The sequence below is a fragment of the Streptomyces sp. NPDC001231 genome, assembly GCF_042896885.1.
GTDB lineage: Bacteria > Actinomycetota > Actinomycetes > Streptomycetales > Streptomycetaceae > Streptomyces.
The window spans coordinates 135,014-159,947 of sequence record NZ_JBIAXS010000004.1 but is presented as its reverse complement, the minus strand read 5'-3'; the positions used below and the strand labels follow the sequence as shown (position 1 = coordinate 159,947).

Sequence of the window (24,934 nt, the reverse complement as noted above, 5' to 3'; positions counted from 1 at the left end):
CCGTCCCCATGGATCTGAGCACTCTCGTCACCCTCACCACCGGCGTCACCCTGCTGACCTGTGTCCTGGCCGTCGCCGGGCTGCACGCCTACACCTCCGGCAAGGCCCAGCGGGCGGCCCTCGTCGACCGGCTCTCCCAGACCGGTCAGATCCCGGTCGGCCGCCGGCGCCGCTTCCCCAACCTCGACCGCCGACTGCGCCGTACGAAACTCGGCCGCAGGCTGGAGCTGAGGCTCGCCGCGACCGGCCTGGACGTCACCCCGGGCGAGTTCTTCGTCTACATGCTCGCCACCGTGGCCGCCCTCTGGCTGATCGGCCAGGCCTCCCTGGCCCCCTTCTTCGGCCCGCTTGCCGGTCTGCTCGGCATCTGGGCGGCGGTGCAGTTCCTCAACTGGCAGCGCCAGAAACGCATCGAGAAGTTCATCAACCAACTCCCCGAACTGGCCCGCATCCTGGCCAACGCCACCCAGGCGGGCCTCGCCCTGCGCACCGCGGTCGGCATGGCGGCGGAGGAGCTGGAGGCTCCGGCAGGCGAGGAACTGGCCAAGGTGGCACACCAGTTGGCGCTCGGCGCGTCGATGGACGACGCACTGGCGGAGCTCACGGTCCGCCTGCCCTCGCGGGAGCTGGTCGTCCTCGTCACCACCCTGGTTCTGTCCAACCGGGCCGGCGGCCAGGTGGTGAGCGCCCTGCGCAACCTCACCGAGACCCTGGAGGAGCGCAAGGAGACCCGCCGCGAGGTCCGCACCCAGCTGTCCCAGGTCAACATGACCTCCTACGCGGTCCCGGTGCTGGGCGTCGGCGCGCTGTTCCTCATGAACGGCGTCAAGGCCGGCGCCCTCGACCGCATGACCGCCTCCCCGATCGGCCAGGGCGCGGTGATCATCGCCTTCGCGCTCTACGCCGTCGGCTTCATCCTCATCCGCCGTATGTCCCGCATCGACGTCTAGCCGGGTTCCCGGAAGGAGGGAAGAGGGATGGCACTGCTGCTCGCACTCGTGATGGGCCTCGGCGTCTGGGGCGTCTTCGCCGGCATCCGCATGTACCGCGCCGACGCCCGGCTGCCCGACGACCTGGCGCTTGCCCTGGAGGTGGGCTCCACCCGCACCGGCGCGGTGGACTCCCTGGTCGACCGCCTCGGCATGCGCTACGCCCCCGCCGTGCTGCGCCTGATGGGCCCCAAGAGGGTGGCCCGGTACCGCCGCAAGATCGACCTGGCGGGCAACCCCGGCGGCCTGACGATCGACCGCTACGCGGCCCGGCGCGCGGTCTACGGATTCCTGGGCGGCCTGGGCGGACTGGTGTTCCTCATGCGCGGCCAGCTCTTCGTGGCCCTGCTCCTGCTCGCCTTCGGCGCCTTCTGGACCGAGGTCGGCATCTGGTCGGCGATCCGCATCCGCAAGGACGTGATCGAGCGGACGCTGCCGGACTTCCTCGACGTGCTCGCGGTCGTGGTGAGCGCGGGCCTCGGCTTCCGCCAGGCCCTGGACCGCGTCGCCGACAAGTACGAGGGCCCCTGGGCGGACGAACTGCGCATCACCCTGCGCCAGATGGACCTCGGCATGAGCCGCCGCCAGGCCTTCGCGGAACTGCGGCGCCGGAACGACTCCGAACAGGTCGCCATGTTCGTCACCGCCCTTCAGCAGGGCGAGGAACTGGGCGCCCCGATCGTCGACACCCTCGTCTCCCTGGCCAAGGACATGCGCCGCACCGACGCGCAGAACGCCCGCCGCAAGGCCGCCCGCGCGGTCCCCAAGGCCACCATGATGATCACCACGTTCATGGTCCCGGCCACGATGATCCTCCTCGGCGCGGGCCTGATCCTCGGTTCGGGCGTGGACTTCGGCTCCCTCACGGGTACGGGCGAGTAGGGGGGCGACGAGGACATGGCGACGACGGAGGAACGCGCGGGGCTGCTGCGCCGCCGCCCGAGGATCCCCGAGATCACCACCCCTCCGGCGGGCACGGTCCTCCCGGCCCACGTCCGCACGGGCGCGCCGGACATCCCGGTGACGTCGGTGACGCCGGCGTTGCCGCCCGGGTGGGAGCCGGCGGAGGCTTCGATGCCGGGGGTGCCGCAGCCGCCGCACGGGCGGACGGCCGCCGACGGTGAAGGCCGCCCGCAGAGGCCACCCGCACCTGGCGAAGACGCCCGCACGGGCGCTGCGGGCGGGACCGAAAGCCGGGCCGAAGGCGGGGCCGAGGCCGAAGCTCCCGCCCAGCTTCCGCCAGGCCCGACCCTCACCCCGGAGCCGGAAAGACTGCAGATCAGCGCGCTGCAAGCGATGTGCCGCTACGTCTTCGCCTTCCGCCTCGCGATGATCGCCCTCTCCGCCCCCGTCGCCCTTCTCAACGCCGCGCCCGGCCTGGCCACCCGCCTGGTCAGCGCCGCGGTCGTCGTCACCTTCATGGGCTCGTACGTCCTGTTCAGGGACTGGGAACGCTTCGGCCCCCTGCTCCTGAGGCACCCCACTCTCCTCGCCCTGGACACCCTCTTCGGGGCCCTCCTCCTGATCGCGGCGGGCCCGGACAGCACACTGGCCTACGTCAGCGTCTGCACGCCCCTCCTCGCCGGTCTCGTCTACGGCTGGCGCGGCGCGGGCCTGTTCGCCTCGCTCCAGTCGCTGATCCTGCTCGTCGTCTCCACCAGCTCCAAGGAGCTGTCCCCGGACCTGGCCCAGGCCGCCCTCCTCCCCGGCCTGTGCGTCATCGCGGGAGCGGCCGGGGTCACCCTGCGCAACCTGCTCCTCCGCTTCGGCGAGGCCACCCAGGCCCTGACCACGGTCCAGGCCCGCCTCGCCGTCACCGAGGCGGTCGGCGCCGAGCGGGCCCGCCTGGCCCGCGAGATGCACGACTCGGTGGCGAAGACCCTGCACGGCGTGGCCATGGCCGCCGACGGCCTGGCGGGCTCGACGGGCGCCGACCGCATGGACCCGGCTCTGGTGAGGCAGCAGGCGGAACTGGTGGCCCGCTCGGCCCGCCGGGCGGCCGCGGAGGCCCGCGAACTGCTGACCGACCTGCGCCGTGAGAACGACCCGGACCACGGCACCGACGTGCTCGTCGAACTCATGGCCCGAACCCGGGACTTCGCATCCCGGACCGGCCTGTCCGCCGCCTACCGCCCGATCGGCGAGCCCGGCGTGCCGCCGGTGCCGCCGGCCGTGGCCCGCCAGCTCCTGACCATCGCGTCGGAGGCGATGGAGAACGCCCACCGCCACGCGGAGCCCACCCACGTCGAGGTACGCGCGGGCGTCCACGGCGACCTGCTGCGCATCAGCGTGTACGACGACGGCCGCGGCCTGCCGCCCGGAACCAGCCTCGAAGAACTGCGCCGCGCGGGCCACTTCGGCCTGGTCGGCATGGTCGAGCGGGCGGCCTCGGTCGGCGCCCGCATCCGTATCGGCCGCGGCGCCCACCCCAAGGGAACGGAGGTCCGCCTCGAACTGCCCCTGGGCGCACTGACGACACCGACCGTATGACCGTCCGACCATCCATCCCTGCTCCACGACCCAGAGAGGAGGCCGCCGCCGTGCCGGACCAGACGACTCCCAACCCCTTCGAGGGCTTCCCACAGCCCGCACCGGCCGCGCCCCTGCGCGTCGTCGTGGCCGACGACAACCCCGTGGTCCGCGCCGGCCTGACGGCCCTGCTCTCCGGCCGCGCGGACATCACCGTGGTGGCCGAGGCCGCCGACGGCCGCGCCGCCTGGGAGGCCGCCCAGCAGCACCGTCCCGACGTCGTCCTGCTCGACGTCCGCATGCCCGGCGTGGACGGCCTCTCCGCACTGCCGTACCTGGTCCGGATCGCCCCGGTCATGATGCTGACCTACAGCAGCGAGTCGGAGATCGTCCAGGAGGCCCTGCGCCTGGGTGCGGGCGGCTACCTGATCCACGGCGAGTTCACGGCCGACCAACTCGTCACCGCCGTACGCGACATCAAGGAGGGCAGGGCCCACTTCACTCCCACGGCGGCGGGCGCCCTGGTGGCTCGGCTGCGCCTGGACCAGCCGGTGGAGGGTGCGATTGCACACGATCACACCTTCCCGACGTCGCATGAACCAGCCACATCTGCCCGACATCTTTCGCAGTTGCAACCGGATGTGGGACAGTCTTCGTCTGGATGGACAGGTGGCCGTCCGGCAGCCGTCGACAGGTCGAGGTTCCAACTCAGCGTGAGGGAGGCGGAGATCATGGACCTCATCGCGTCCGGCATGACCAACCAGCAGATCGCCGCCACCTGCTTCATCAGCGAGAAGACCGTCAAGAACCACATCAACCGCATCTTCGCCAAGCTGCACAGCACCAGCCGTTCCGAGGCCGCCGCCAAGTGGCTGGGCACGGCCCCGGGTTCGTCACGAGGGCTGGGGTGAAGCGTGATGACGACGGTACGGGGGAAGCGCGGCTGGGTCTCGCTTTGGGCCCGGGATTGGGTCCGGGGACCCTCTGGCGGACGGGGTGTTCCGGCATACGTTTCCGGTGTCGCAAGCGGCACCGAGACCGAGCCCGGAGGGGAACACCATGAGCGACCTGATGCTGAAGACCGCGGTTGCGACCAAGGTCCGCGTGAACGGCTGGAAGAACACCACGGCCGAGGCGATGCGGCGCCGCGCCGGCGACAGGGGGCAGACCGCGGTCGAGTACCTGGGCATCATCGCGGTGGTGGTGGCGATCGTGCTGGCGATTACGGGTACGGACATCGGAAAGTCCATTTTCGACGCCATCACGACCAAGATCTCCGAGGTCACCGGCGGGTGACGCGGCCGCGCAGATGCGGCGACGCAGGGCAGGCCTTCCCCATCTACATCACGGTGGTGGGGGGTCTGCTCTTTCTCGCGTTCGCATACCTGGCGGTCGGCCAGGCGGCGGCCAACCGGAACGGGGCGCAGACAGCGGCAGACGCGGCGGCGCTGGCGGCCGCGCAGGACACCCGGGACCAGCTCGCGGGCAAGTGGGTCGACACCGTGCTCGATCCGACCGAGTGGCAGGGCCTCCTCAACGGCAACGTAGCGCAGATGAACGGCTGCTGGCGGGCGTACCAACTCGCGCAGCAGAACGAAGCCCACGTGGAGGGCTGTCAGCCGTCGTTGTTGAGGTACACGGTGCATGTCCAGACCGACAAGTCGGTCGGGCACTCCATTGTTCCCGGCACGGAGAACAAGCGCTCCAAGGCGCACGCCAGCGCCGTCATCGAGCCGCTGTGCACGTTCGACCCTCCCCTTGAGGGCGCCGAGGACAAGGACGTACTTCCGCGACTCACCTGCAAGAACAGGTATTGGGACCTCGATCCGCACCACCTCACGGACCTGCCGCGCCCCGAGGACCTCTTCGACGTCCATCTGGCCGACTGACAAGCGAACGACGAGTGATGAAGGAAGCAGAGTGATGAGCATTCGGTTCACTGCGAAGGCCCGTAGGGGGTTGGTCGCGTTGACCGTGGCAGCCGGGTTGGCCCTCGGTGCGGCCGGTTGCGGCGGTGGCGACGACAAGAAGCCGGATGCGTCGGCATCCACCTCAAAGAGAGGTGGATCCAAGCCGAGCACTCAGGAAGGACAGGACGATGCACCCCTTGCCGAACTCAGGGGACCGAGTGGTCTGACCCTGAAGATCACAGCTGCCAAACGTGACTCTGGGGGGTTCGTCACGATCAACGCCGAACTCAAGAACGACGGGAGCAAGACAGCGGTGCTCTCATCCCAGCTCACAGGCAACGAGACCGAGATCATGAAGAACGGTAGGTCCTTCGGCGGTGCCACTCTCGTGGACTCCAAGGAGAAGAAGCGCTACTACGTGCTGCGGGACACCGATGGGCGACCGCTCACGACGACCGGGGTACAGACGATCAAGTCCGGCGACACCATCCCCATCTTCTTGCAGTTCCCGGCGCCGTCGGCGAGCACGGACGAGGTCAGCTTCCAGCTCCCGACGTTCGCCGAAGCCACCATCAAGATCTCCGGGTGAGGCCCCGATGACCCACACCCGCCTCACCCTGGCCCTCACAGCCGCCGGCGTCATGACCGTCGCGAACCTCTACGGTGCCGTGGCGGCCCGCGCCGACAGTGGTCCCAGCGTGCCGCCGGGCACCGAGCCCTCCGCCTCCGCCCCCGTGAAGGTCGACCCGAGCGACCCCGACCTCAAACTGCCCGAGGGGGCCACCCTCGCCGCAGCCAAGGTGCTGGACATCAAGTCGGTGGTCGAGGAGCAGGGCGGCGAGGAACGCCGTGAGGACACCAACACGGACGTCACGTTCGCCCTCCAGGCCGAGGTGCTGTTCGCCAAGGACAGCGCGAAGCTGAGCGACCAGGCGAAGTCCCGGATCGACGCGATCGCGCAGGAGATCAAGAAGCAGAAGGCGAGCCAGGTCCGTGTCTTCGGCTTCACGGACAACCTCGGCACGCACGCGCACGGCGTGGTCCTGTCCAAGCAGCGCGCCAATGCCGTCCAGGACGTCCTCTCCCAGGAGCTGAACGACCCCAACATCACCTTCGATGTGCGCGGTTACGCCGAGCAGTACCCCATCGCGGACAACTCCACGGAGGACGGCCGCAAGAAGAACCGCCGAGTGGAGGTCACGTTCCCCCGCAGCCAGAACTGACGGCGTACGCCACCAGTCGTGAGCGGGCAGCGATGCCCGGGCGCTGATTGGGTGTCCGTTTGGGTCTCCGGGCCCATGCCGGGCAGGCGGTCGTTCCCTAGCCTCGGGCGGAGTTGTGCGCCAACCGGGGGGAGGGCACATGCCACGGTCGTTGTCGGCGGCGTTGGTGCTCGTGCACGCACTGTTCGTCGCCACCGTGCTCGGCGGGATCGGCCTGCTGCTGACGGCCGGGTCGTACGGCGCCCTCGACGGCGGTGTCATCGCCCTCGTCGCGTACGCCGCCGCGCCCGGGATGCTCGGCTGGTGGCTCGCCCGGCGGAGCTGGGAGGGCGGGGGCCGGATCCGGTGGGCGCTGATCGGCGTGCAGGTGTGGCTGATCCTCGGCGGGCTCGCCAACCTCACCGGAGGTTCGGCCCGCGGTGGCATCCAGCTCTTCCTGCCCATCCTCATCCTCTACTTCCTGCTTCAGTCCGAGACCCGGCAGTGGTACGAACTCCCGGTGCCGGCGCGGGCCGAGCGCCGTCCCTTCTCGTTCGCCCGGATGATCCGGTGGCGGCGGGGGGACGAAGGGCAGACCGCGGTCGAGTACGTGGGCCTGGTCGCGATCGTGGCCGCCATCGTGCTGGCGCTGGTGCTCAGCGGTCTCGGCACGCAGCTATTCGCGAGCATCGAGGCCCAGGTCTGCAAGGTCGTCGGGACGGGCTGCGCGGCCCCGGCGGGCAACGGCACCGACACCCACGCCTCCGGCGACACCAGTGGCAGCACGACCGGTGGCGGCACGACTGATGGCAGTACCACCACGGGTGGTGGCTCCGCGACCGGCGGCAACACGACCGATGGCGGCAACACGACCACTGGCGGCGGCGACCGGACCACCGGCGGCGACCAGACCACCGAAGACACCCCGCCCACCGACGACACACCCACCACCGAAGCCGACAAGACCGACGACACCAGCAGCCCCGACGAGAAGAAGGACGACGGCTGTTTCTCCGGTTTCGGTGCCTTCTTCGGGTGTGCCGGGGATCAGCTCAAGCAGGTGGGTGAGGGGATCTTCGTCGACGGTGTCTGGGGGGACGTCACCGGGATCTGGGACATGGTCACGAACCCGGGGGACACCCTCAGCGGGATCGCCGACTACGGCAAGCAGCTCGGGCAGGACTGGCTGGAGGACTCCAAGGACGCCGGGAAGAAGTGGTCGGACGGGGACTACTTCGGGGCCATCCGGGACTGGGGCGGGGCCTCGCTGAACACCGGCGGGACGGTCCTGTGGGACATGTTCATCGGCGACGACGTGGCCGAGGACTGGAACAACGGCGAGAAGACCCGCGCCGTCTCCCACGTCGTCTGGAACATCGGCTCGCTCTTCATCCCCGGCTACGACGTCGGCAAGATCGTCGAGAAGGTGGGCGACCTCGGCAAACTCGGGAAGCTCGGCAAGCTGGGCAAGTTCGCGGAGCAGGCCGGCGAGGCGGCGGAGGACGCCAAGAAGGCGGCAAAGGCCGGTGACGTCGAGGGCGCCGAGCGGGCCGCGAAGAAGGCGGACGAGGCGGCCGACGAGGCCGAGCGGAAGGCACGCGAGTCCGGCTGCGCGATCGCCGCGCCCGCCCGCCGGATCCCCTACGAGGGCGGCGGCCTCGGAGGCGGCGCCGGCACCGGAACCACCGTCCTCGCCGCGGGCGGTCCCCGCTACGTGGTCCTTGCCCAGGCGGGCTGCGACGAGGAGGCGAAGAAGGAGGCCGCCGAGGCCCGCAAGCAGGCGGACGAGGCGGACGAGGCCGCCGAGGACGCGCGGCGCGAGAGCGGCAGGCCGGCCGGCGAGTGGCAGGCGGGGGACGACGTTCCCGGCCCGGCGCGCGGGAAGACGCTCAAGTTCCCCAACAAGCGTCACACGATCAGCGGAGCGTCGGGCGGTCAGGTCAAGGAGCGCAACACGGTGATCCTCAGGGGCAACGAGGACCTCGTACGCTCGGACATCGAGGGCATCGCCAAGGGCCGGGCGAACCTGTCGCCGGACGGGAACACCTACGAGATCAACGGCCGCAGGTACGAGGTGGAGGCCAACGGGACGGTCTTCCCCAAGTCCGGTCCGGGACTGGTCGAGCTGGACCGCATCGAGTACGCCGCGCTGAAGGAGATCGCGCGGAACAAGGGCGACCTGAGCAAGTCGCAGCAATTGCAGCGCGACCCCAAGTTCGTCAACAATCCCGCGAAGGTGCAGAAGGCCAAGGAGATCTACGACGGGACGTACAAGTGATCGCGAACCTCTTCACCGTCGCGGCGCCGGCGCCGGCCCGTCTTCGAGGGGCCCTGGCCGACCTGCTGGCGGTCCCGGAGGACGCGGTGGACGTGGCCGACGCGGACGGAGACCAGGAAGGGCGGCACTGGGAGGCTCCCGTGCTGTGCACCTACCGCCGGCTGCCGCCGGGTGACCTCGCCCTCGAACTGGACCTCACGGTGGAGGACGGCACCGCCGGACGCCTCACGGAGGGAGGGCTCGCGCGGGGTCTCGCGGTGAGGGCGGGCAGTTCCGTGCTCCACCCCGCGGAGTTCGAACTGCCGAGTGCCTACTGGGTGGCGACGCCTGACGGTCGTTCGGTCAGGTGCCGCCTGGAGGCGCTGGACACCGGGGACGACACGGCGTACCGCGTCGAGGCGGTGGAGGAGCCGGTGGCGGATCTACCGGACGCGACGGTGGAGACGCTCCCGGAGATCCTGGACCGGGAGCCCGTCGACACGCCCCTGTCCGACGCCGTCCTCGCCGGGCGGCGCACGGGCCCGGTGGCGAGCGTCGAGGGACACCTGCACTACGGACTGCGGGTGTGGGAGAGGCTGTGCCGCAGGCTGGAATCCGGGTGGCGGCCTTCGGGCCGCTACCGGGAGGACCTGTTCCGGCGTGACCTGGAGGCCCGGGACGACCTCGCGGACGTCGTCGGACAGGTCGACGAGCCCGGCGCCGACGCACTGCGGTCCGCCGTGGCCCGGCTCGACCTGATCTTCCGTGAGCACACCGAGGAAACACAGGAACCACCGGTCGCTCACCACGCGGCGGACGAGGCGGCGGGCCGGAAGGCGGAGGGCTGGTGGTGGCACCGCCGTCCCAGGAACGTTCCGTGGTGACGCCGCCGCCGGGTCCCGGCGGCCCCTACTCGGCCTCCACCGTCACCAGCACCCCCGCCCGCAGCCCCCACCCCGCCATCGCCCCGGCCTCCGCCTCCAGTACGTGGCGGGAGCACGGGCGGGGCAGGCCCAGGCGGTTCGGCCTCATGGTGACGACGCTGAGGACGCGCAGGTCGCGGTCGAGGTAGGCGACGTCGATCGGGATGCGCATGCGGAAGGTGTGCACGCTGTTGGCGGGGGAGAGCAGGATCGCGCCGTCGACGGCGTCACGGCCCAGCAGGCCCTTGGTACGGGCCCGGTAGGAGGTGGCCAGCTCCAGCGGGACCGCCACCGGCGCCGAACCGTGCACGATCAGCCTGCCCCGCCCGTCACGCCGGCGTCGTCCCATGCCGAGCCGCCCTCCCGCCGAATCGTGTGCCCTGCCGACCGACCGTACCGGCGGGCCGGTGGGCCCCGCATGGGTCCACGGGCCCATGCCCCGCGCGCACGCCGCGGCTAGGGTCCCGGCGTGCGTGTACTGGTGACCGTCGTGGCCGCGCTGTGGGGTGCGGGGACCGGGCTGCTGCTGCCCCGGGCCGCCCACCGGTTCTCGGTCGGCGCCGGGGATGCGTGGAGCGCCCGGTGTCCGGGCGGGCATCCGATCAGCGGCGCGTTCGGGGGCTGGGTGGGCCGGGCCCGCTGCTCGGGAGCGATGGCCGGGTGCGGACCGTACGGGCCGAGCGCCCGGGTCGCGGCCGTCGTGACCGCGCTCGTCTGCGCCGCGCTCGCCGCCGCCACCGGGCCCCGCCCCGAGGTGGCGGTCTGGCTGCTCGTCGCGCCGGTCGGCGTGCTGCTGGCGCTCGTCGACCTCCGCGTGCACCGGCTCCCGGACGTGCTGACGCTGCCGCTGGCCGCGGCGACCGTCGCCCTGCTCGGTGTCGCCGCCGCACTGCCCGGCGCCGCGGGCTCGTGGCCCACAGCCCTGCTCGGCGGACTCGTCCTCGGTGCCGCGTACTTCGTGCTGTTCCTCGTCAACCCGGCCGGCATGGGCTTCGGCGACGTCAAACTCGCCCTGGCGCTCGGCGCGGCCCTCGGCTGGTACGGCTGGCCGGTTCTCGTCGTGGGCGCCTTCGCCGGGCTGCTCTACGGCGCCGGCTACGGACTGGGTCTGGTGGTGCTGCGCCGGGCGGGCCGCAAGTCGGCCATCGCACTGGGGCCGTTCATGCTCTGCGGGGCCCTGACCGGGCTGCTGCTGGGGGCGTTCGCGGTGGCGTGAGGGGCGGGGCGGGAGAGGAGGACGGCCGAGGAGGTGCGCGTCCGTATATAGGAGGCGGCCGGCGACCGTTTTCGGGGACGATCACCTGTATGGCAGACCGTCAGCACCGTCCCACCCGCTCCTACGAGGACCTCGTCGCCGAGGGGGCCGCCGTTCCCACCGAGGGCTGGGACTTCTCGTGGTTCGCGGGCCGGGCCACCGAAGAGAGGCCCTCCTGGGGGTACGCCGTCTCGATGGCCGCCCGGCTGGCCGGGGCCCGCGCCGTGCTCGACGTGCAGACCGGGGGAGGGGAGGTCCTCGACTTCGCGCTCGGCCGGGCCGAGGCCGCGCCCGCGCTGCTCGCCGCCACCGAGGGCTGGCCGCCGAACGTGGCCGGGGCCACCGCACTGCTCCGACCGCGTGGCGTCGTGGTCGTCGACTCCCCGGAGGACGCGCCGCTGCCGTTCGCCGACGGCGCCTTCGACCTCGTCGTCAGCCGGCACCCCGTACGCCCGCACTGGGCGGAGATCGCCCGCGTCCTTGAGCCCGGCGGGACGTACTTCGCGCAGCACGTCGGGCCCGGCAGCGTCTTCGAACTCGTCGAGCACTTCCTCGGGCCCCGGCCGGAGGAGTCGCGCGCCGCCCGCCACCCCGACCGCGAGAGCGCGGACGCGCGGGCGGCCGGTCTGGAGGTCGTCGACCTGCGCGCGGAGCGCCTGCGGATGGAGTTCCACGACATCGCCGCCGTCGTGCACTTCCTGCGCAAGGTGGTCTGGATGGTCCCCGGGTTCACCGTCGAGGCGTACGAGCCCCGGCTGCGGGCGCTGCACGAACGGATCGAGGCGCGGGGCCCGTTCGTGGCGTACAGCACCCGCCACCTCTTCGAGGCCCGCAGGGCGAGGTGAAACACCCGCAATGGGGCGCCTGTTCTCACATCGTTACCGCTTGCCCCTCGCGTCACCCGTTTCACCGCCCATAAAGTTCAGACCAAGGGAATTCGCGTGAGCAAAGCTACGTGGTCGGCACCGCGTGGTGGAGGGGGTTGCGCGGTGCCGCACGGCCCCTGATGGCGGTATCCGCCCGGCCCGGAGGCCGGTGCGGGGCGGGTGCCGTCGGCGTCAAGCGGGCATTCGCGGCCGGGTCGCCCACGGGAGGGATCCGGGGCAACACGCCGTGCGACCCCAAAAGGCCGAGCCTCTTCGCTTCTCGTTGGATCCAGTCCGTTTCGCCGCTGATTCCGTCGTGATTCGGCCACGATCAGGTGCGGAATGACGGATTCCGGCGTTCCGGTGCGATCTCCATGCGTCGCCGCACGACTTCGGAGAGTAATTTTGTCGCGTCTGGGCACACACCAGCCCTTACGAAGGGTTATGGTGGAAACCCCCCCTCGGGCCGGTCCGTCTCCCCCCCACGGACCGGCCCGTTTTCTTTGGGAGTCGCGAGGTCCGCGTCTGATACACCAGGGCGCGCACAGCGCCCTGTTGAGGGACGCTGGGATTGCCGGGGGTAGGCTTCGCCCCCGGGGACCGCCATACGGACCAGGCCGCCGCACGGACAGGGAACGCCCCCGGCCGCGCCTGTCCGATCCATACGGAGGGGCTGACGAACACGTGAACCTGCGCGACAAGCTGCGCGGCCTGCTGGTCAGGCTGTACGCACGCCGGGTGGAGGGCCACCTGGACCCCGCTCAGGTGCCCAAGCACATCGGCGTCATCATGGACGGCAACCGGCGCTGGGCGAAGGCCGCCGGTTCCACCACCGCCCAGGGCCACCGGGCCGGCGCGGACAAGATCGAGGAGTTCCTCGGCTGGTGCAGTGAGACGGACGTCGGGGTCGTCACGCTCTGGCTGCTCTCCACGGACAACTTCGACCGGCCCCAGGAAGAGCTCGTCCCGCTCCTCGGCATCATCGAGGACGTCGTGCGCACCCTGGCCTCCGACGGCCGCTGGCGCGTCCACCACGTCGGCACGATGGACCTGCTGCCGCCGGTCATGCAGGCCACCCTCAAGGAGGCCGAGGAGAGCACCGCCCACGTCGACGGAATAGTCGTCAACGTCGCCATCGGCTACGGCGGCCGGCAGGAGATCGCCGACGCCGTGCGCTCCATGCTCCTCGACGCCCACGACCGGGGCACCTCGATGGAGGACCTCGCCGAGTCCGTCGACATCGACATGATCGGCCGCCACCTGTACACCAAGGCCCAGCCCGACCCGGACCTGGTGATTCGCACCAGCGGGGAGCAGCGGCTGTCCGGCTTCATGATCTGGCAGACGGCCCACTCCGAGTACTACTTCTGCGACGTCTTCTGGCCGGCCTTCCGCAAGGTCGACTTCCTGCGCGCGCTGCGCGACTACGCGGCCCGGGGTCGCCGCTACGGCGGCTGAGGACATACCCCTTCCGCCACCCGGGTGCCACCTCTTCACGAGGAGTTCGTTCGTGCGTCGTTCCGCGTATTTGCATGGCGGCGCATCTTCGAGGGCATAAGGCAAACAGGTCGACACCCGAACCACGGGCGTCGGATCTCAGCGGACGGCTCGGGGCCGTCCGCCCGGGAGGCCCTTTGTGCGAGCCCGACCGTGCGGTCACAGCACGGACGAAGACGTGGATGGCCGGTTCTCGGCCCGCCGTGTGCGGGGGCCGTCGACCGGTCGGCTTACTCCCGCCCGCCCGGCCCGGCCTCCGTCTCGTCGCTCCCCGACCTCATCCGAGGGGGTACGTCCTTCCGTGGTGACCAGCACAAAGCGCCACAAGCCAGACCGGCGCACCTACGTTCTCGACACCAGCGTCCTGCTGGCGGACCCGAACGCCCTGACCCGCTTCGACGAGCACGAGGTCGTGCTCCCGATCGTCGTGGTCACGGAACTGGAGGCCAAGCGGCACCATCCCGAACTCGGCTACTTCGCCCGGCAGGCGCTGCGCCTGCTGGACGACTACCGGGTCCGGCACGGTCGCCTCGACGCCCCCATCCCGATCGGGGACCTCGGCGGAACGATCCGGGTCGAGCTCAACCACTCGGACCCCAGCGTGCTGCCCACCGGCTACCGCCTGGGGGACAACGACTCCCGCATCCTCGCGGTCGCCCGCAACCTGCAGGCGGAAGGGTACGACGTCACCGTCGTCTCGAAGGACCTGCCGCTGCGCATCAAGGCGTCCTCCGTCGGCCTGCTGGCCGAGGAGTACCGCGCGGAACTCGCCATCACCGACTCCTCCGGCTGGACCGGAATGTCCGAACTCACCCTGCCGGGTGAACAGGTGGACATCCTCTTCGAGGAGGGGCACCTCCACGTGCCGGAGGCGGTCGACCTGCCCGTGCACACCGGTCTGACGATCCAGTCCGAGCGGGGCAAGGCCCTGGGTCGCGTCACACCCGAGGGCGGCGTCCGCCTGGTGCGCGGCGACCGGGAGGCGTTCGGCATCAAGGGGCGCAGCGCGGAGCAGCGGATCGCGCTGGACCTGCTGCTCGACCCGGACGTCGGGATCGTGTCGATGGGCGGCCGGGCCGGCACGGGCAAGTCGGCGCTGGCGCTGTGCGCGGGTCTGGAGGCGGTTCTGGAGCGCCGTCAGCACCAGAAGGTGATGGTCTTCCGTCCGCTGTACGCCGTCGGCGGCCAGGAGCTCGGCTATCTGCCGGGCACCGAGGCGGAGAAGATGAACCCGTGGGCGCAGGCGGTCTTCGACACGCTCTCGGCGGTCACGTCCCGGGAGGTCATCGAGGAGGTCACCGCGCGCGGGATGCTGGAGGTCCTGCCGCTCACCCACATCCGCGGCCGGTCGCTGCACGACGCGTTCGTGATCGTGGACGAGGCCCAGTCCCTGGAACGGAACGTCCTGCTGACCGTTCTGTCCCGGATCGGGGCCAATTCGCGGGTGGTTCTGACCCATGACGTGGCGCAGCGGGACAATCTGCGGGTCGGTCGCTACGACGGTGTCGTCGCCGTCGTGGAGAAGCTGAAGGGTCATCCGCTCTTCGCGCACGTGACACTGACCCGGTCCGAGAGGTCCCAGATCGCGGCCCTTGTGACCGAAATGCTGGAGGACGGGCACATCTGATCGAATCCGCCCACTCTGAAGGGTGATGCGGGAGTTGGCGCCGTCCGGCAAAGGCCTGAGCCTAGCCGGGCGGCGTCCGCGTGTGCGGGCATTCGGGGAAATTCCTTGGGCCGAATGGGGTGTGAGCTTTCACACGCAACTCGGAATTGCCTTGCGGCGTTGGATTACGGCAGAGTCTCACTCCTGTCAGGCCCCGCATACGACACATCTGTACCCCCAGCGGTACAGCGACACCTGAGCAGCAACTTCAACTCCATAGCGTCGTCGTATGCCGCCCGAGCACCACGCGGCGCTCCCCTCGGGGGAGTTGCCCACCGGGCCCGCGCCTCCCGTGACCGCGCAGTTGGGAGGCCAGTGCCAGGGGCACGATTGCGTCCGCCAGGGTCACCGAAGCGGGCGATGCTGGAAGGAAACCGTGTGAGCCGGATCTCGGTCCGGGGATTCGCAGTGGCCTCCGCCACCGCGGTCACCGCTGTCGGAAGCGTCGTCGGTGTTGCCTCGGGCAGCACCGCGCAGAACAACGACGCCGAGGCGATGGCAGCCGACGCGACGCTTCTCGCGGACATCCCCGTAGGCCAGCAGGCCCAGGTGCAGACCGCCTCCCTGGCGCAGCAGGCCGACGCACAGGCCATCGCCGCGGACGCGAGCGCCAAGAAGGAGGCCGAGCAGGCCGCCCGCAAGGCCGCCGCACAGACGGCGATCGCCAAGAAGGCGGAGGCCGAGAGGGCCGAGAAGGCCGCCAAGGAAGCCAAGGAGCGTGCCGAGCTCCAGGCGGCGGCCAGCCGTTCCGCGAGCCGCGACGCCTCCAGCTTCCCGGTGCAGAGCTCGTACACCATCTCGCAGATCCAGGCGATGGCGCGCTCGATGGTGCCCGCGGGCCAGTTCCAGTGCTTCAGCAACATCGTGAACCACGAGTCCAGCTGGAACTACCGGGCGGTCAACCCCTCCTCCGGCGCGTACGGCCTGTTCCAGGCGCTGCCCGGCTCCAAGATGTCCTCCGTGGGCGCCGACTGGCAGACCAACCCGGCCACCCAGATCAAGTGGGGCCTGAACTACATGGACAGCCGTTACGGCAGCCCCTGCGACGCGTGGAACTTCTGGCAGGCCAACCACTGGTACTGAGCCGGACCACCGCCGAACTCAACCTCCGCACAGCCCCTCCCCGTCTTAGGGGGAGGGGCTGTTGCCCTGTACGGTCGGACCGGACGACTCCAGGGGGGAGTGGTGGGGAGAGACGGGGGAAGAGGACGGATCATGTCGCGAGTGCCAGGGTGGCTCGGTCGGCTCGGCGCCGGACTCACCGAAATGGGTGAGCGGTTGGACGAGCGCCGCGCCGAGGTGGAGAAGGACCACACCGACCCCGCCGGGCCGGAGCCGGACGTGGATCCCGAGCCCCTGCCGGACCCGATCGCCGGCCCCGCCCGGCCCGATCCCGCCCAGGCCGTGCCGTGGGGCGTACGGGTGGCGGCGGAGGCAGGCTGGCGGGTGCTGGTTCTCGCGGGCACCGTGTGGGTGCTGATGCGTGCCATCAGCGCCATCCAGCTGGTGGTGCTCGCGTTCGTGACCGCGCTGCTCATCACGGCGCTGCTCCAGCCGACGGTGGCGTGGCTGAGGCGGTACGGGCTGCCGCGCGGGCCGGCCACCGCGCTCACCGCGATCCTGGGCTTCGTCATCATGGGGCTGATCGGGTGGTTCGTGACCTGGCAGGTCATGGAGAACATCGACACGCTCTCCAGCCAGATCCAGGACGGTATCGACCAGTTGCGCAAGTGGCTGCTGAACAGCCCCTTCCATGTCACCGACAAGCAGATCAACCAGATAGCGAAGAACCTGCGGGACGCGATCGGCGCCAACACCGATCAGATCACCTCGGCCGGCCTTCAGGGCGTGACGGTGATCGTGGAGGCGCTGACCGGCATTCTGCTGACGGTCTTCTCCACGCTGTTCCTGCTCTACGACGGCCGGCGCATCTGGGAGTGGACGCTGAAGCTGGTGCCGGCGGCGGCGCGTCCGGGCGTGGCCGGTGCCGGTCCGCGGGCCTGGCGCACGCTGACCGCGTATGTGCGCGGCACGGTGATCGTGGCGCTGATCGACGCGATCTTCATCGGGCTGGGGATCTACTTCCTCAATGTGCCGATGGCGGTGCCGCTGGCCGTCTTCATCTTCCTGTTCGCCTTCATCCCGCTGGTGGGCGCGGTGGTGTCGGGCGCGCTGGCGGTGGTCGTGGCCCTGGTCACCCAGGGAGTCTTCACCGCGGTGATGGTCCTGGTGGTGGTGCTGGCGGTGCAGCAGCTCGAGGGGCACGTGCTGCAACCGTTCATCCTCGGCCGTGCCGTGCGGGTGCACCCGCTGGCGGTGGTCCTGTCGGTCGCCGCGGGCGGGTTGATCGCGGGGATCGGCGGCGCGGTGGTGGCGGTGCCGCTGGTGGCGGTGACGAACACGGCGGTGGGATATCTGCGGGCCTATGCGCGCGAGCAGGAGCGGCGTCAAAGACGCGTGCCCGAGGCGGCTCCGGCGGAGCCGGCCACCGTGCCGTCCGGCTCGGGGAGTTCCGAACCGAGCTGAGACCGACGAACCCCGTCCACCTTCGAGGGTGGACGGGGTTCGGCCGTGCGGTGCGCGTTACTCCGCGAGGGCCGCTTCCGCGTCGAGGGTCGTCGCGACGGCCTGGACCACCGCGGCGATCTTGAACGCTTCCTGGATGACCTCGCGGTCCACGCCGGCCTTGCGCAGGACCTGCTCGTGCGAGTCGAGGCACATGCCGCAGCCGTTGATGGCGGAGACGGCGAAGGACCACAGCTCGAAGTCGATCTTGTCGACGCCGGGGTTGCCGATGACGTTCATCCGCAGTCCGGCCCGCAGGGTGCCGTACTCCTGGTCGGACAGGAGGTGGCGGGTGCGGTAGAAGACGTTGTTCATCGCCATGACGGCCGCCGCGGCCTTCGCCGCGGTGTACGCCTCCGGCGACAGGTTCGCCTTCGCCTCCGGCTCCAGCTCACGCAGGACGATCGGCGAGCGCGAGGCGATCGCCGTGGCCAGCACCGTGCCCCACAGCTGCTGCGCGGACAGGTCGCTGTTGCCGATGACCGAGCCCAGGTTGAGCTTGAGGTCCTTGGCGTAGTCCGGGACCGCGGACTTCAGGGAGTCCAGGGACATGGGGGTCACTCACCCGCCAGCAGGGCGACCGGGTCGAGGGTCTCGTCGCCCTTGGTCCAGTTGCAGGGGCACAGCTCGTCCGTCTGGAGGGCGTCCAGGACCCGCAGGACCTCCTTGGGGTTACGGCCGACCGAGCCCGCCGTCACCATGGAGAACTGGATCTCGTTGTTCTGGTCCACGATGAAGACCGCGCGCTTGGCGAAGCCGTCCTCGCCCTCGATGCCGAGGTCGCGCATCAGCTCGTGCTTGGAGTCCGCCATCATCGGGAACGGCAGGTCACGCAGGTCGTCGTGGTCCTTGCGCCAGGCGTGGTGGACGAACTCGGAGTCGCCGGAGAAGCCGAGGACCTGGGCGTCGCGGTCGGCGAACTCGTCGTTCAGCTTGCCGAAGGCGGCGATCTCGGTCGGGCACACGAAGGTGAAGTCCTTGGGCCAGGCGAAGACGACCTTCCACTTGCCCTCGTAGGTCTTGTGGTCGATCGTCTCGAACTCCTTGCCCTTCTCCAGCGAGACGCAGGCGGTCAGTTCGAACTCGGGGAACTTGTCACCGACAGTGAGCACGCGCTCTCCTTGCAGCGAGGAAACACCGGTCGCGCTGGTGTCTCCCATGGGTTGGACGCTGCTGATGTTGGCACACGGTGCATTGATTACAGAAATAGCTACACTCGGTCGGGTTGATCGGAGGTGGTTATCAGTGACTGTCGGTAATCTCGGAAAGCGCAGGCAGCCTAGCCTGTCCCAGTTGCGCGCCTTCGCCGCCGTCGCGGAGCATCTGCACTTCCGGGACGCCGCCGCGGCGATCGGCGTGAGTCAGCCGGCCCTCTCCGGTGCCGTCTCCTCGCTGGAGGAGGCACTCGGTGTCACGCTGCTGGAGCGTACGACGCGCAAGGTGCTGCTCTCGCCCGCCGGCGAGCGGCTCGCCGTTCGGGCCAAGGCCGTGCTCGGGGAGGTCGGCGCCCTGCTGGAGGAGGCCGAGGCCGTCCGGGCGCCCTTCACCGGCGTACTGCGGCTCGGGGTCATCCCCACCGTCGCGCCCTATCTGCTGCCCACGGTGCTGCGGCTCGTCCACGACCGCTACCCCGACCTCGACCTCCAGGTCCACGAGGAGCAGACCGCCAACCTGCTGGACGGGCTCGCCGGCGGGCGGCTCGACCTGCTGCTCCTCGCCGTCCCCCTCGGCGTGCCCGGCGTCGTCGAACTCCCCCTGTTCGACGAGGACTTCGTCCTGGTGACCCCGCTCGACCACCGGCTCGGCGGCCGGGAGGGCATCCCGCGCGAGGCCCTGAAGGAGCTCAATCTGCTGCTGCTCGACGAGGGGCACTGCCTGCGCGACCAGGCGCTCGACATCTGCCGCGAGGCCGGGCTGGGACTGAAGGGAGCGGGGCGAAGCCCCTCCGCCGAGGGTGGTGGGCGACGGGAGGGCGGCCCGGTGACGACGACCGCCGCGGGGCTGTCCACCCTCGTCCAGCTCGTCGCCGGCGGCCTCGGCTGCACCCTGCTGCCCCGTACCGCCCTCCGGGTCGAGACCTCCCGCAACAACCAGCTCCTCACCGGCTACTTCGCCGATCCAGCCCCCTCCCGCCGTATCGCCCTGGCCATGCGCACCGGCGCGGCCCGCGCCGCCGAGTACCGGGAACTGGCCGCCGCCCTGCGCACGGACCTGCGGCCCCTGCCGGTGCGGGTGCTGGACGGCGGCGGCCGGGACTGAGCCCCAGGGTGCGACTGAGCCCCCGGGTGTGGGGGCTCAGTCCCGGGGGTCACTCCGTGCGCAGGCCGTCCGGGCGCATCAGGCGCAGCAGCGGCGGAAGGCTGAGCAGGGTGACCGCGAGGACGACTCCCGCGCCCATGCCGGTCATCGCCAGCACGCTCGGCCAGTGCACGGCCACCGTCGTGCTCGTCATCTTCAGCAGCACGGCCCCCAGCGTCATCCCCACCACCGCGGCCAGCAGCAGGCCGAGCATGACCGGGATAGCCGTCTGCCACAGCACCGACAGGCTCAGCGTGCGCCGCCGGGTACCGAAGGCGACCAGCGCCGACAGCAGCTTCTTCCGCTCGCGCAACTGCTCGAGCTGCGACACCAGCAGGCTCGCCCCGATCAGCAGCAGCACACAGGTCGCGCCGACGAACAGGCCGGTGCGGATGGAGGCGAACTTCTTCGACTCCTCAGTGGCAACCCACACGTGCGCGCCCGTCATCGGGTCGATCGCCGCCGCCGTGTTGCGCACGTACTCGTGCACGTCCGGGATCGACTGGTCGATCGACAGGTAGACCTGTCCCCAGGCCGTCGTGGCCGTCTGCGGGGGCGCCGCGGCCGGCGTCATCAGCAGGCCGCTGCGCCTTTCTCCCATGGGGTCCTCGACCGAGCGGGCGGGCTTCAGGGTGGCCGGGACGGTCCACGGAACATCGTCCTGCTCCACGCCCGATGACATGTCGAAGTACAGCTCGCGGCCGGGCTTGGCCAGCTTCACGGTGTCGGCATCGAACTCGCTGCCGCTGAGGGCGAAGACGTCCCCGTCGCGGCAGGTGGACATGCGCGCCACCTCGCGCAGGGAGGCGCAGTCGCCGATCGTCACCGTGGCCGAGACACGAGATTCCTCCTCGCTCTTCCAGGACTTGTCACCGACCGATCCCTGGGAAAGCACCGTGGCCTTCCGCACGCCCTTCGTGGCCGAGAACTTCTCGGCAGCCCCGGTGAGCGAGATGCCCCGCGGCGCGCTGACCTCCATCTGGGCCCGGAAGAGGTTCTTTCCGGAGTCCTTGGTGTAGTCGCCCTGCACCCCGGCGAAGAGCATCTGGAGCGCGATCGCCCCGGCCACCGCGACCGCGATGCCGCTGACCAGGCGTGCCGCCGTACCGCTGCTCAACTGGAGCCGCCGCACGGCCAGTTGCCAGGCCACCCCGCCGCCGCCGAGCCGGGCGACGACCGTCTCCACGATCCACGGCAGCAGCGCGGTCACCCCGATCAGCAGCAGGGTCACGCCGCCGATCACCAGGTACTGGTTGAAGTCGCCGTTGCCGCGGCCCTGGCCGAACATCGGGTAGAGCATCCCCAGCCCCACGAAGGGAAGCAGCAGCCGCCACCACAGCCGGCGCCGCGCGGGCTTCGCCGTGCGCACCACGCCCAGCGGCTCGATGACCACTCCGCGCAGCGCCAGCAGGGTGACCAGCACCGCCGCGGCCGGTACCGCGACCGCGACCAGTGCGGCCAGCCAGGGAGAGGGGTTGAGGTAGCTCGGGAAGACGCTGATGCCGATGACCTCGACGGACCCGGCCACCTGACGGCCGATCAGGAAGAAGACGGTCCCGAAGACCAGCCCGAGCAGTGAGCCCCCGAGCGCCTCGCCGGCCGCGATCCGGCGGGTCATCCGGCTGTCGGAGCCGACCAGCCGGAGTGCGGCGAGCCTGCGGTCGCGCTGCTCGCCGCCGAACCGTACCGCCGCGGCGATGAACACGGCCACCGGCATCAGCAGCGCCACGAAGACGACCATCACGAGCAGCAGCAGCACCGGGTCCGAGCGCTCCGTCCGCTGCGGACTGCCGTACTCGGTGATCCGGGCCACCTGCCAGCCGTTGATGCGCGGCGCCAGGTTCTCCACGCCCGCGTAGTAGGCCAGTTCGCGGGAGCCGATGAGTCCGCTCTCGGCGATCGTGCCGACCACGCGGTACGGCAGCCGCTCCCGCAGCAGCCTTCCGGACCCGGAGTCGAGCAGTTCCCTGAGTGCGGGCGAGACCACCATCTCGCCCGGCTCCGGGTACGCGGTCACCCCCAGGGGAAGCGGCGCCCGCGGCCCCTCGGGCTCCACCAGCCGTCCGCGTACCTCCTTGTCGCCGTATGTGGTGTCGACGTCCGCGATCACCAGGGTGTCGTCGGCCTTCGGCGGGGGGTTCTGGATGTAGGTGTAGTCCTCGCGGGCCTCGTTGCGATCGTGCCGTACCGACAGCGCGCTCGGTATCGCGGTCGTGAGCAGCAGCAGTGCCACGCCGAGCCCGACGCCGACCGCCGTGAGCACGACCCGGAGCCATCCCTCGCGTCCCCCCGTGAACGCGAACCTGGCCCCCATGCTCAGGTCGCGGGCCCACTGACGTGCGGTCATGCGATCCGCTCCATGTCCCGGGACCTGCCGTCCCGCACGACGATCTCGCGGTCGGAGTAGGCGGCGACCCGGGCCTCGTGGGTGACGAGGACGACCGCCGCGTTGGACGAGCGGGCGGCCTCCGTGAGCAGTTCCATCACCCGCTCGCCGTTGAGCGAGTCCAGCGCGCCGGTCGGCTCGTCGGCGAACAGCACGCGCGGGTCGGTGACCAGCGCCCGGGCGACCGCGACGCGCTGGCCCTGACCGCCGGAGACCTCGCCGGGGCGCTTCTTGCGCAGGTCGTCGACCTCCAGCCGGCGCATCCACTCCAGCGCCGTACGCTCGGCCTCCTTGCGGGAGGTGCCGTTCAGCCGGAGCGGCAGGGCCACGTTCTCCACGCAGGTCAGCTCGGGCACCAGCTGGCCGAACTGGAAGACGAAGCCGAACTCCGAGCGCCTGAGCGCACTGCGCTGGGCGTCGGTCATGGTCGACAGCTCACGGCCGTCGTAGATGATCGACCCCGAGTCGGGGGTGACGATCCCGGCGAGGCAGTGCAGCAGGGTGGACTTGCCGGAGCCGGAGGGGCCCATCACGGCGACGACCTCGCCGGCGTGGATGGAGAATCCGGCGCCGTCCAGGGCGGTGGTCGGGCCGTAGGCCTTGTGCAGGTTCTCGGCGGTCAGCAGGGAGCCGGGGGGAGGGGTCACCGGGCCACCGCCTCACGGAGCTTGTCGAGGCGGGCCGCGGTCAGCTCCAGCCAGCGCAGATCGGCCTCGAGGTGGAACAGGGCGTGGTCGCAGATGAGCTGGTCGGCGAGATCCCCCTTGCGCTTGCGTTCGGTCAGGATCCGCATGCTGCGCAGGTGCTCGGCGCGCTGGGTGTCGAGGATGTCGGCCGCGTCGCGATGGGTGAGCAGTGCCAGGACGACCTTGGTGTAGAGCGTCGACTGAAGGTACAGTTCCGGCTTCTCCGGCGTGGCGAGCCAGTGCTCCACGTCGGTGACGCCGGCCTGGGTGATCGCGTACCGCTTGCGCTCGGGGCCGTCGCCCGCCTCGATTCCGTCGACCTCGACGAGCCCGTTCTTCAGCAGTCGGGACATCGTCGAGTAGACCTGGCCGTAGTGCAGCGGCCGGTCGTGACCGAACTTCTCGTCGAAGGCCCGCTTCAGGTCGTAGCCGTGGCGCGGGCCGGACTCAAGGAGCCCCAGGAGGGTGTGACCGATGGACATGCCGGCGACTCTACACAGTGTGTATACGCGGCATGTATACACCGAGTGTCCATGCGGTGGCGGAGGGAGTGACTGTGCAGGTGGGGGGTGATTGTCACGGTTCTGCTACGGGGGCTGAGGTCCCTCGGGTGGTCGCGGGGTGCGTGGAGGGCGGCCCCGGCGTGGGATGGGGCCGGCCTCGCCCGGCAGGCGGCCCGTCTCCGCGAGGGCGCGGCGCAGGAGGAACTCGATCTGCGCGTTGGCCGAGCGGAGTTCGTCCGAGGCCCAGCGGGCGAGCGCGTCGTACACCGACGGGTCCAGCCGCAGCAGCACCTGCTTGCGCTGCCGCGGCCGGCGGCCGGGCGATGACCCTTCCTCGGTGGCGGTCACTGGTAGAGCGTCCCTGTGTTCAGCACGGGCTGCGGTGCCCGGTCCCCGCACAGCACCACCATCAGGTTCGACACCATCGCCGCCTTCCGTTCCTCGTCCAGTTCCACGATCCCCTGCTCGGAGATCCGGGCGAGCGCCGCCTCGACCATGCCGACCGCGCCGTCCACGATCTCCCGGCGGGCCGCGACGACCGCGCCGGCCTGCTGTCGCTGGAGCATCGCCGAGGCGATCTCCGGGGCGTAGGCCAGATGCGTGAAGCGGGACTCGACGATCTGCACTCCGGCCGCCTCCACGCGCGCGTGCAGTTCGGCGGCGAGCTTCTCGGTGATCTCCTCGGCGTTGCCGCGCAGGGACAGTCCGTCCTCGTCGTGGGCGTCGTAGGGATACTCGATCGCGATGTGCCGTACGGCCGCCTCGGTCTGGGTGGAGACGAACTCCAGGAAGTCGTCCACCTCGAAGGTGGCCTGCGCGGTGTCCCGCACCTTCCACACCACGACCGCGGCGAGTTCGATGGGGTTGCCGTAGGCGTCGTTGACCTTGAGCACGGCGGTCTCGTGGTTGCGGACACGGGTGGAGATCTTCGTCCGGGAGGTGAAGGGGTTCACCCAGCGCAGCCCGTCCTCGCGGATCGTGCCCCGGTAGCGGCCGAAGAGCTGGACCACCCGGGCCTCGCCCGGCGCGACCGTGTTCAGCCCGCACATCCCGAGCAGCGCGCCGATGCCGACCACGAGGGCGACGACGATCAGCGCGGCCTTCGCGCCGGTGGCCGAGGCGTTCACCCCGCCCGCGAGCAGGGCCGCGGCGACCAGCAGTCCGAGGAGCCCGAGGAGCAGGGCGAGTCCGCCCCCGATGCTGTGCGCCGGGAACTCCCGCACGCGCGGCTCGGGCATCTCGGGCAGTTCGGCCGGCTCGGTGGCGGGTGCGGGGCCCTGTGCGAGGTCGTGCGTGGCGTCGCGCGGTGACTGTGCGGGCATGGCGGGTCCCCCTGGTCGTCGAAGGCCCGCGGTATCGCGGACCATGGTTTCTGTCTATCCAAGTGATATCACTTTATCGAGGCACGGCAACCCTTGGTGCCCCTGGAACGTCGGTTCCACTGGGGTGGGTGCTGATTGTC

At 70.7% G+C, this 24,934-nt stretch carries 25 protein-coding genes; 17 read left to right on the top strand and 8 right to left on the bottom strand.

From position 1 onward, the window contains the following. Positions 1-8: 8 nt before the first annotated feature. The 10 genes from ACFY3J_RS06990 to ACFY3J_RS06945 all read left to right on the top strand — a co-directional run bounded on the left by ACFY3J_RS06990 (position 9) and on the right by ACFY3J_RS06945 (position 9,711). Complete coding sequence (locus tag ACFY3J_RS06990) at positions 9-950, top strand: type II secretion system F family protein (RefSeq protein ID WP_390840463.1); 942 nt, start codon at positions 9-11, stop codon at positions 948-950. A 27-nt stretch (positions 951-977) separates the two neighbouring features. Next, a complete protein-coding gene (locus tag ACFY3J_RS06985; protein ID WP_384172075.1) occupies positions 978-1,871 on the top strand; it encodes a DUF5936 domain-containing protein in 894 nt (297 codons plus the stop codon). 15 nt (positions 1,872-1,886) lie between these two features. Beyond that, positions 1,887-3,479, top strand: a complete 1,593-nt coding sequence (locus tag ACFY3J_RS06980; RefSeq protein ID WP_390840462.1) for a histidine kinase — start codon at positions 1,887-1,889, stop codon at positions 3,477-3,479. 50 nt (positions 3,480-3,529) lie between these two features. Then, complete coding sequence (locus ACFY3J_RS06975; protein WP_390840461.1) at positions 3,530-4,369, top strand: response regulator; 840 nt, start codon at positions 3,530-3,532, stop codon at positions 4,367-4,369. Between the two features lie 148 nt (positions 4,370-4,517). Next, positions 4,518-4,754, top strand: a complete 237-nt coding sequence (locus ACFY3J_RS06970; protein WP_390840460.1) for a Flp family type IVb pilin — start codon at positions 4,518-4,520, stop codon at positions 4,752-4,754. Beyond that, positions 4,751-5,347, top strand: coding sequence for a pilus assembly protein TadG-related protein (locus tag ACFY3J_RS06965; RefSeq protein WP_390840459.1), 597 nt, complete (start codon positions 4,751-4,753; stop codon positions 5,345-5,347). The genes ACFY3J_RS06970 and ACFY3J_RS06965 overlap by 4 nt, the downstream gene beginning before the upstream one ends. Positions 5,348-5,381: 34 nt before the next feature. Next, complete coding sequence (locus tag ACFY3J_RS06960; RefSeq protein WP_390840458.1) at positions 5,382-5,957, top strand: hypothetical protein; 576 nt, start codon at positions 5,382-5,384, stop codon at positions 5,955-5,957. Between the two features lie 7 nt (positions 5,958-5,964). Further along, on the top strand, positions 5,965-6,591 hold the full coding sequence (locus ACFY3J_RS06955) for an OmpA family protein (RefSeq protein ID WP_384172058.1): 627 nt from the start codon (positions 5,965-5,967) through the stop codon (positions 6,589-6,591). Positions 6,592-6,730: 139 nt separating this feature from the next. Then, positions 6,731-8,848: a hypothetical protein gene (locus tag ACFY3J_RS06950; RefSeq protein WP_390840457.1), complete on the top strand. Its 2,118-nt coding sequence runs from the start codon at positions 6,731-6,733 to the stop codon at positions 8,846-8,848. Further along, on the top strand, positions 8,845-9,711 hold the full coding sequence (locus ACFY3J_RS06945) for a hypothetical protein (RefSeq protein ID WP_390840456.1): 867 nt from the start codon (positions 8,845-8,847) through the stop codon (positions 9,709-9,711). Before ACFY3J_RS06950 ends, ACFY3J_RS06945 begins: the two co-directional genes overlap by 4 nt. 25 nt (positions 9,712-9,736) lie before the next feature. On the opposite strand, the gene ACFY3J_RS06940 is transcribed toward ACFY3J_RS06945, so the two are convergent. After that, positions 9,737-10,099 carry a DUF192 domain-containing protein gene (locus ACFY3J_RS06940; protein WP_390840455.1) on the bottom strand — a complete coding sequence of 121 codons (363 nt, stop codon included), beginning with the start codon at positions 10,097-10,099 and terminating at the stop codon, positions 9,737-9,739. A 120-nt stretch (positions 10,100-10,219) separates the two neighbouring features. Between ACFY3J_RS06940 and ACFY3J_RS06935 the strand changes: the two genes are divergently transcribed. From ACFY3J_RS06935 to ACFY3J_RS06910, 6 genes are all read left to right on the top strand, one after another. Beyond that, positions 10,220-10,966, top strand: a complete 747-nt coding sequence (locus tag ACFY3J_RS06935; RefSeq protein WP_384172046.1) for a prepilin peptidase — start codon at positions 10,220-10,222, stop codon at positions 10,964-10,966. A gap of 89 nt (positions 10,967-11,055) precedes the next feature. Then, positions 11,056-11,850 (top strand): methyltransferase domain-containing protein, encoded by a 795-nt coding sequence (locus tag ACFY3J_RS06930; RefSeq protein WP_390840454.1) that lies wholly within the window; start codon positions 11,056-11,058, stop codon positions 11,848-11,850. Positions 11,851-12,555: 705 nt separating this feature from the next. Next, complete coding sequence (locus ACFY3J_RS06925) at positions 12,556-13,329, top strand: isoprenyl transferase (RefSeq protein WP_384172040.1); 774 nt, start codon at positions 12,556-12,558, stop codon at positions 13,327-13,329. Positions 13,330-13,669: 340 nt separating this feature from the next. Next, complete coding sequence (locus ACFY3J_RS06920; protein WP_384172037.1) at positions 13,670-14,995, top strand: PhoH family protein; 1,326 nt, start codon at positions 13,670-13,672, stop codon at positions 14,993-14,995. Positions 14,996-15,394: 399 nt separating this feature from the next. Further along, the gene (locus tag ACFY3J_RS06915; protein WP_384172034.1) at positions 15,395-16,117 is read left to right on the top strand and encodes a transglycosylase SLT domain-containing protein; all 723 of its coding nucleotides are present in this window, start codon (positions 15,395-15,397) and stop codon (positions 16,115-16,117) included. Positions 16,118-16,249: 132 nt separating this feature from the next. After that, on the top strand, positions 16,250-17,560 hold the full coding sequence (locus ACFY3J_RS06910) for an AI-2E family transporter (RefSeq protein ID WP_384172031.1): 1,311 nt from the start codon (positions 16,250-16,252) through the stop codon (positions 17,558-17,560). A 57-nt stretch (positions 17,561-17,617) separates the two neighbouring features. Here the strand turns inward: ACFY3J_RS06910 and ACFY3J_RS06905 are convergent, their stop codons facing one another. Both ACFY3J_RS06905 and ACFY3J_RS06900 read right to left on the bottom strand, forming a co-directional pair. Then, positions 17,618-18,151 carry an alkyl hydroperoxide reductase gene (locus ACFY3J_RS06905; protein WP_384172028.1) on the bottom strand — a complete coding sequence of 178 codons (534 nt, stop codon included), beginning with the start codon at positions 18,149-18,151 and terminating at the stop codon, positions 17,618-17,620. A gap of 5 nt (positions 18,152-18,156) precedes the next feature. Further along, positions 18,157-18,711 carry a peroxiredoxin gene (locus ACFY3J_RS06900; protein WP_225075362.1) on the bottom strand — a complete coding sequence of 185 codons (555 nt, stop codon included), beginning with the start codon at positions 18,709-18,711 and terminating at the stop codon, positions 18,157-18,159. Between the two features lie 133 nt (positions 18,712-18,844). Between ACFY3J_RS06900 and ACFY3J_RS06895 the strand changes: the two genes are divergently transcribed. Next, a complete protein-coding gene (locus ACFY3J_RS06895; protein ID WP_384172024.1) occupies positions 18,845-19,858 on the top strand; it encodes a hydrogen peroxide-inducible genes activator in 1,014 nt (337 codons plus the stop codon). 49 nt (positions 19,859-19,907) lie between these two features. Here ACFY3J_RS06895 and ACFY3J_RS06890 read toward each other — a convergent pair whose 3' ends face one another. The 5 genes from ACFY3J_RS06890 to ACFY3J_RS06870 all read right to left on the bottom strand — a co-directional run bounded on the left by ACFY3J_RS06890 (position 19,908) and on the right by ACFY3J_RS06870 (position 24,794). After that, positions 19,908-22,244: an ABC transporter permease gene (locus tag ACFY3J_RS06890; protein WP_384172022.1), complete on the bottom strand. Its 2,337-nt coding sequence runs from the start codon at positions 22,242-22,244 to the stop codon at positions 19,908-19,910. Beyond that, a complete protein-coding gene (locus ACFY3J_RS06885; RefSeq protein WP_390840453.1) occupies positions 22,241-22,930 on the bottom strand; it encodes an ABC transporter ATP-binding protein in 690 nt (229 codons plus the stop codon). The genes ACFY3J_RS06890 and ACFY3J_RS06885 overlap by 4 nt, the downstream gene beginning before the upstream one ends. After that, on the bottom strand, positions 22,927-23,451 hold the full coding sequence (locus ACFY3J_RS06880) for a PadR family transcriptional regulator (protein ID WP_390840452.1): 525 nt from the start codon (positions 23,449-23,451) through the stop codon (positions 22,927-22,929). Before ACFY3J_RS06880 ends, ACFY3J_RS06885 begins: the two co-directional genes overlap by 4 nt. 105 nt (positions 23,452-23,556) lie before the next feature. Continuing rightward, positions 23,557-23,820, bottom strand: a complete 264-nt coding sequence (locus ACFY3J_RS06875) for a hypothetical protein (protein ID WP_390840451.1) — start codon at positions 23,818-23,820, stop codon at positions 23,557-23,559. Beyond that, positions 23,817-24,794 carry an SPFH domain-containing protein gene (locus ACFY3J_RS06870; protein WP_390840450.1) on the bottom strand — a complete coding sequence of 326 codons (978 nt, stop codon included), beginning with the start codon at positions 24,792-24,794 and terminating at the stop codon, positions 23,817-23,819. Before ACFY3J_RS06870 ends, ACFY3J_RS06875 begins: the two co-directional genes overlap by 4 nt. Positions 24,795-24,934: the final 140 nt, after the last annotated feature.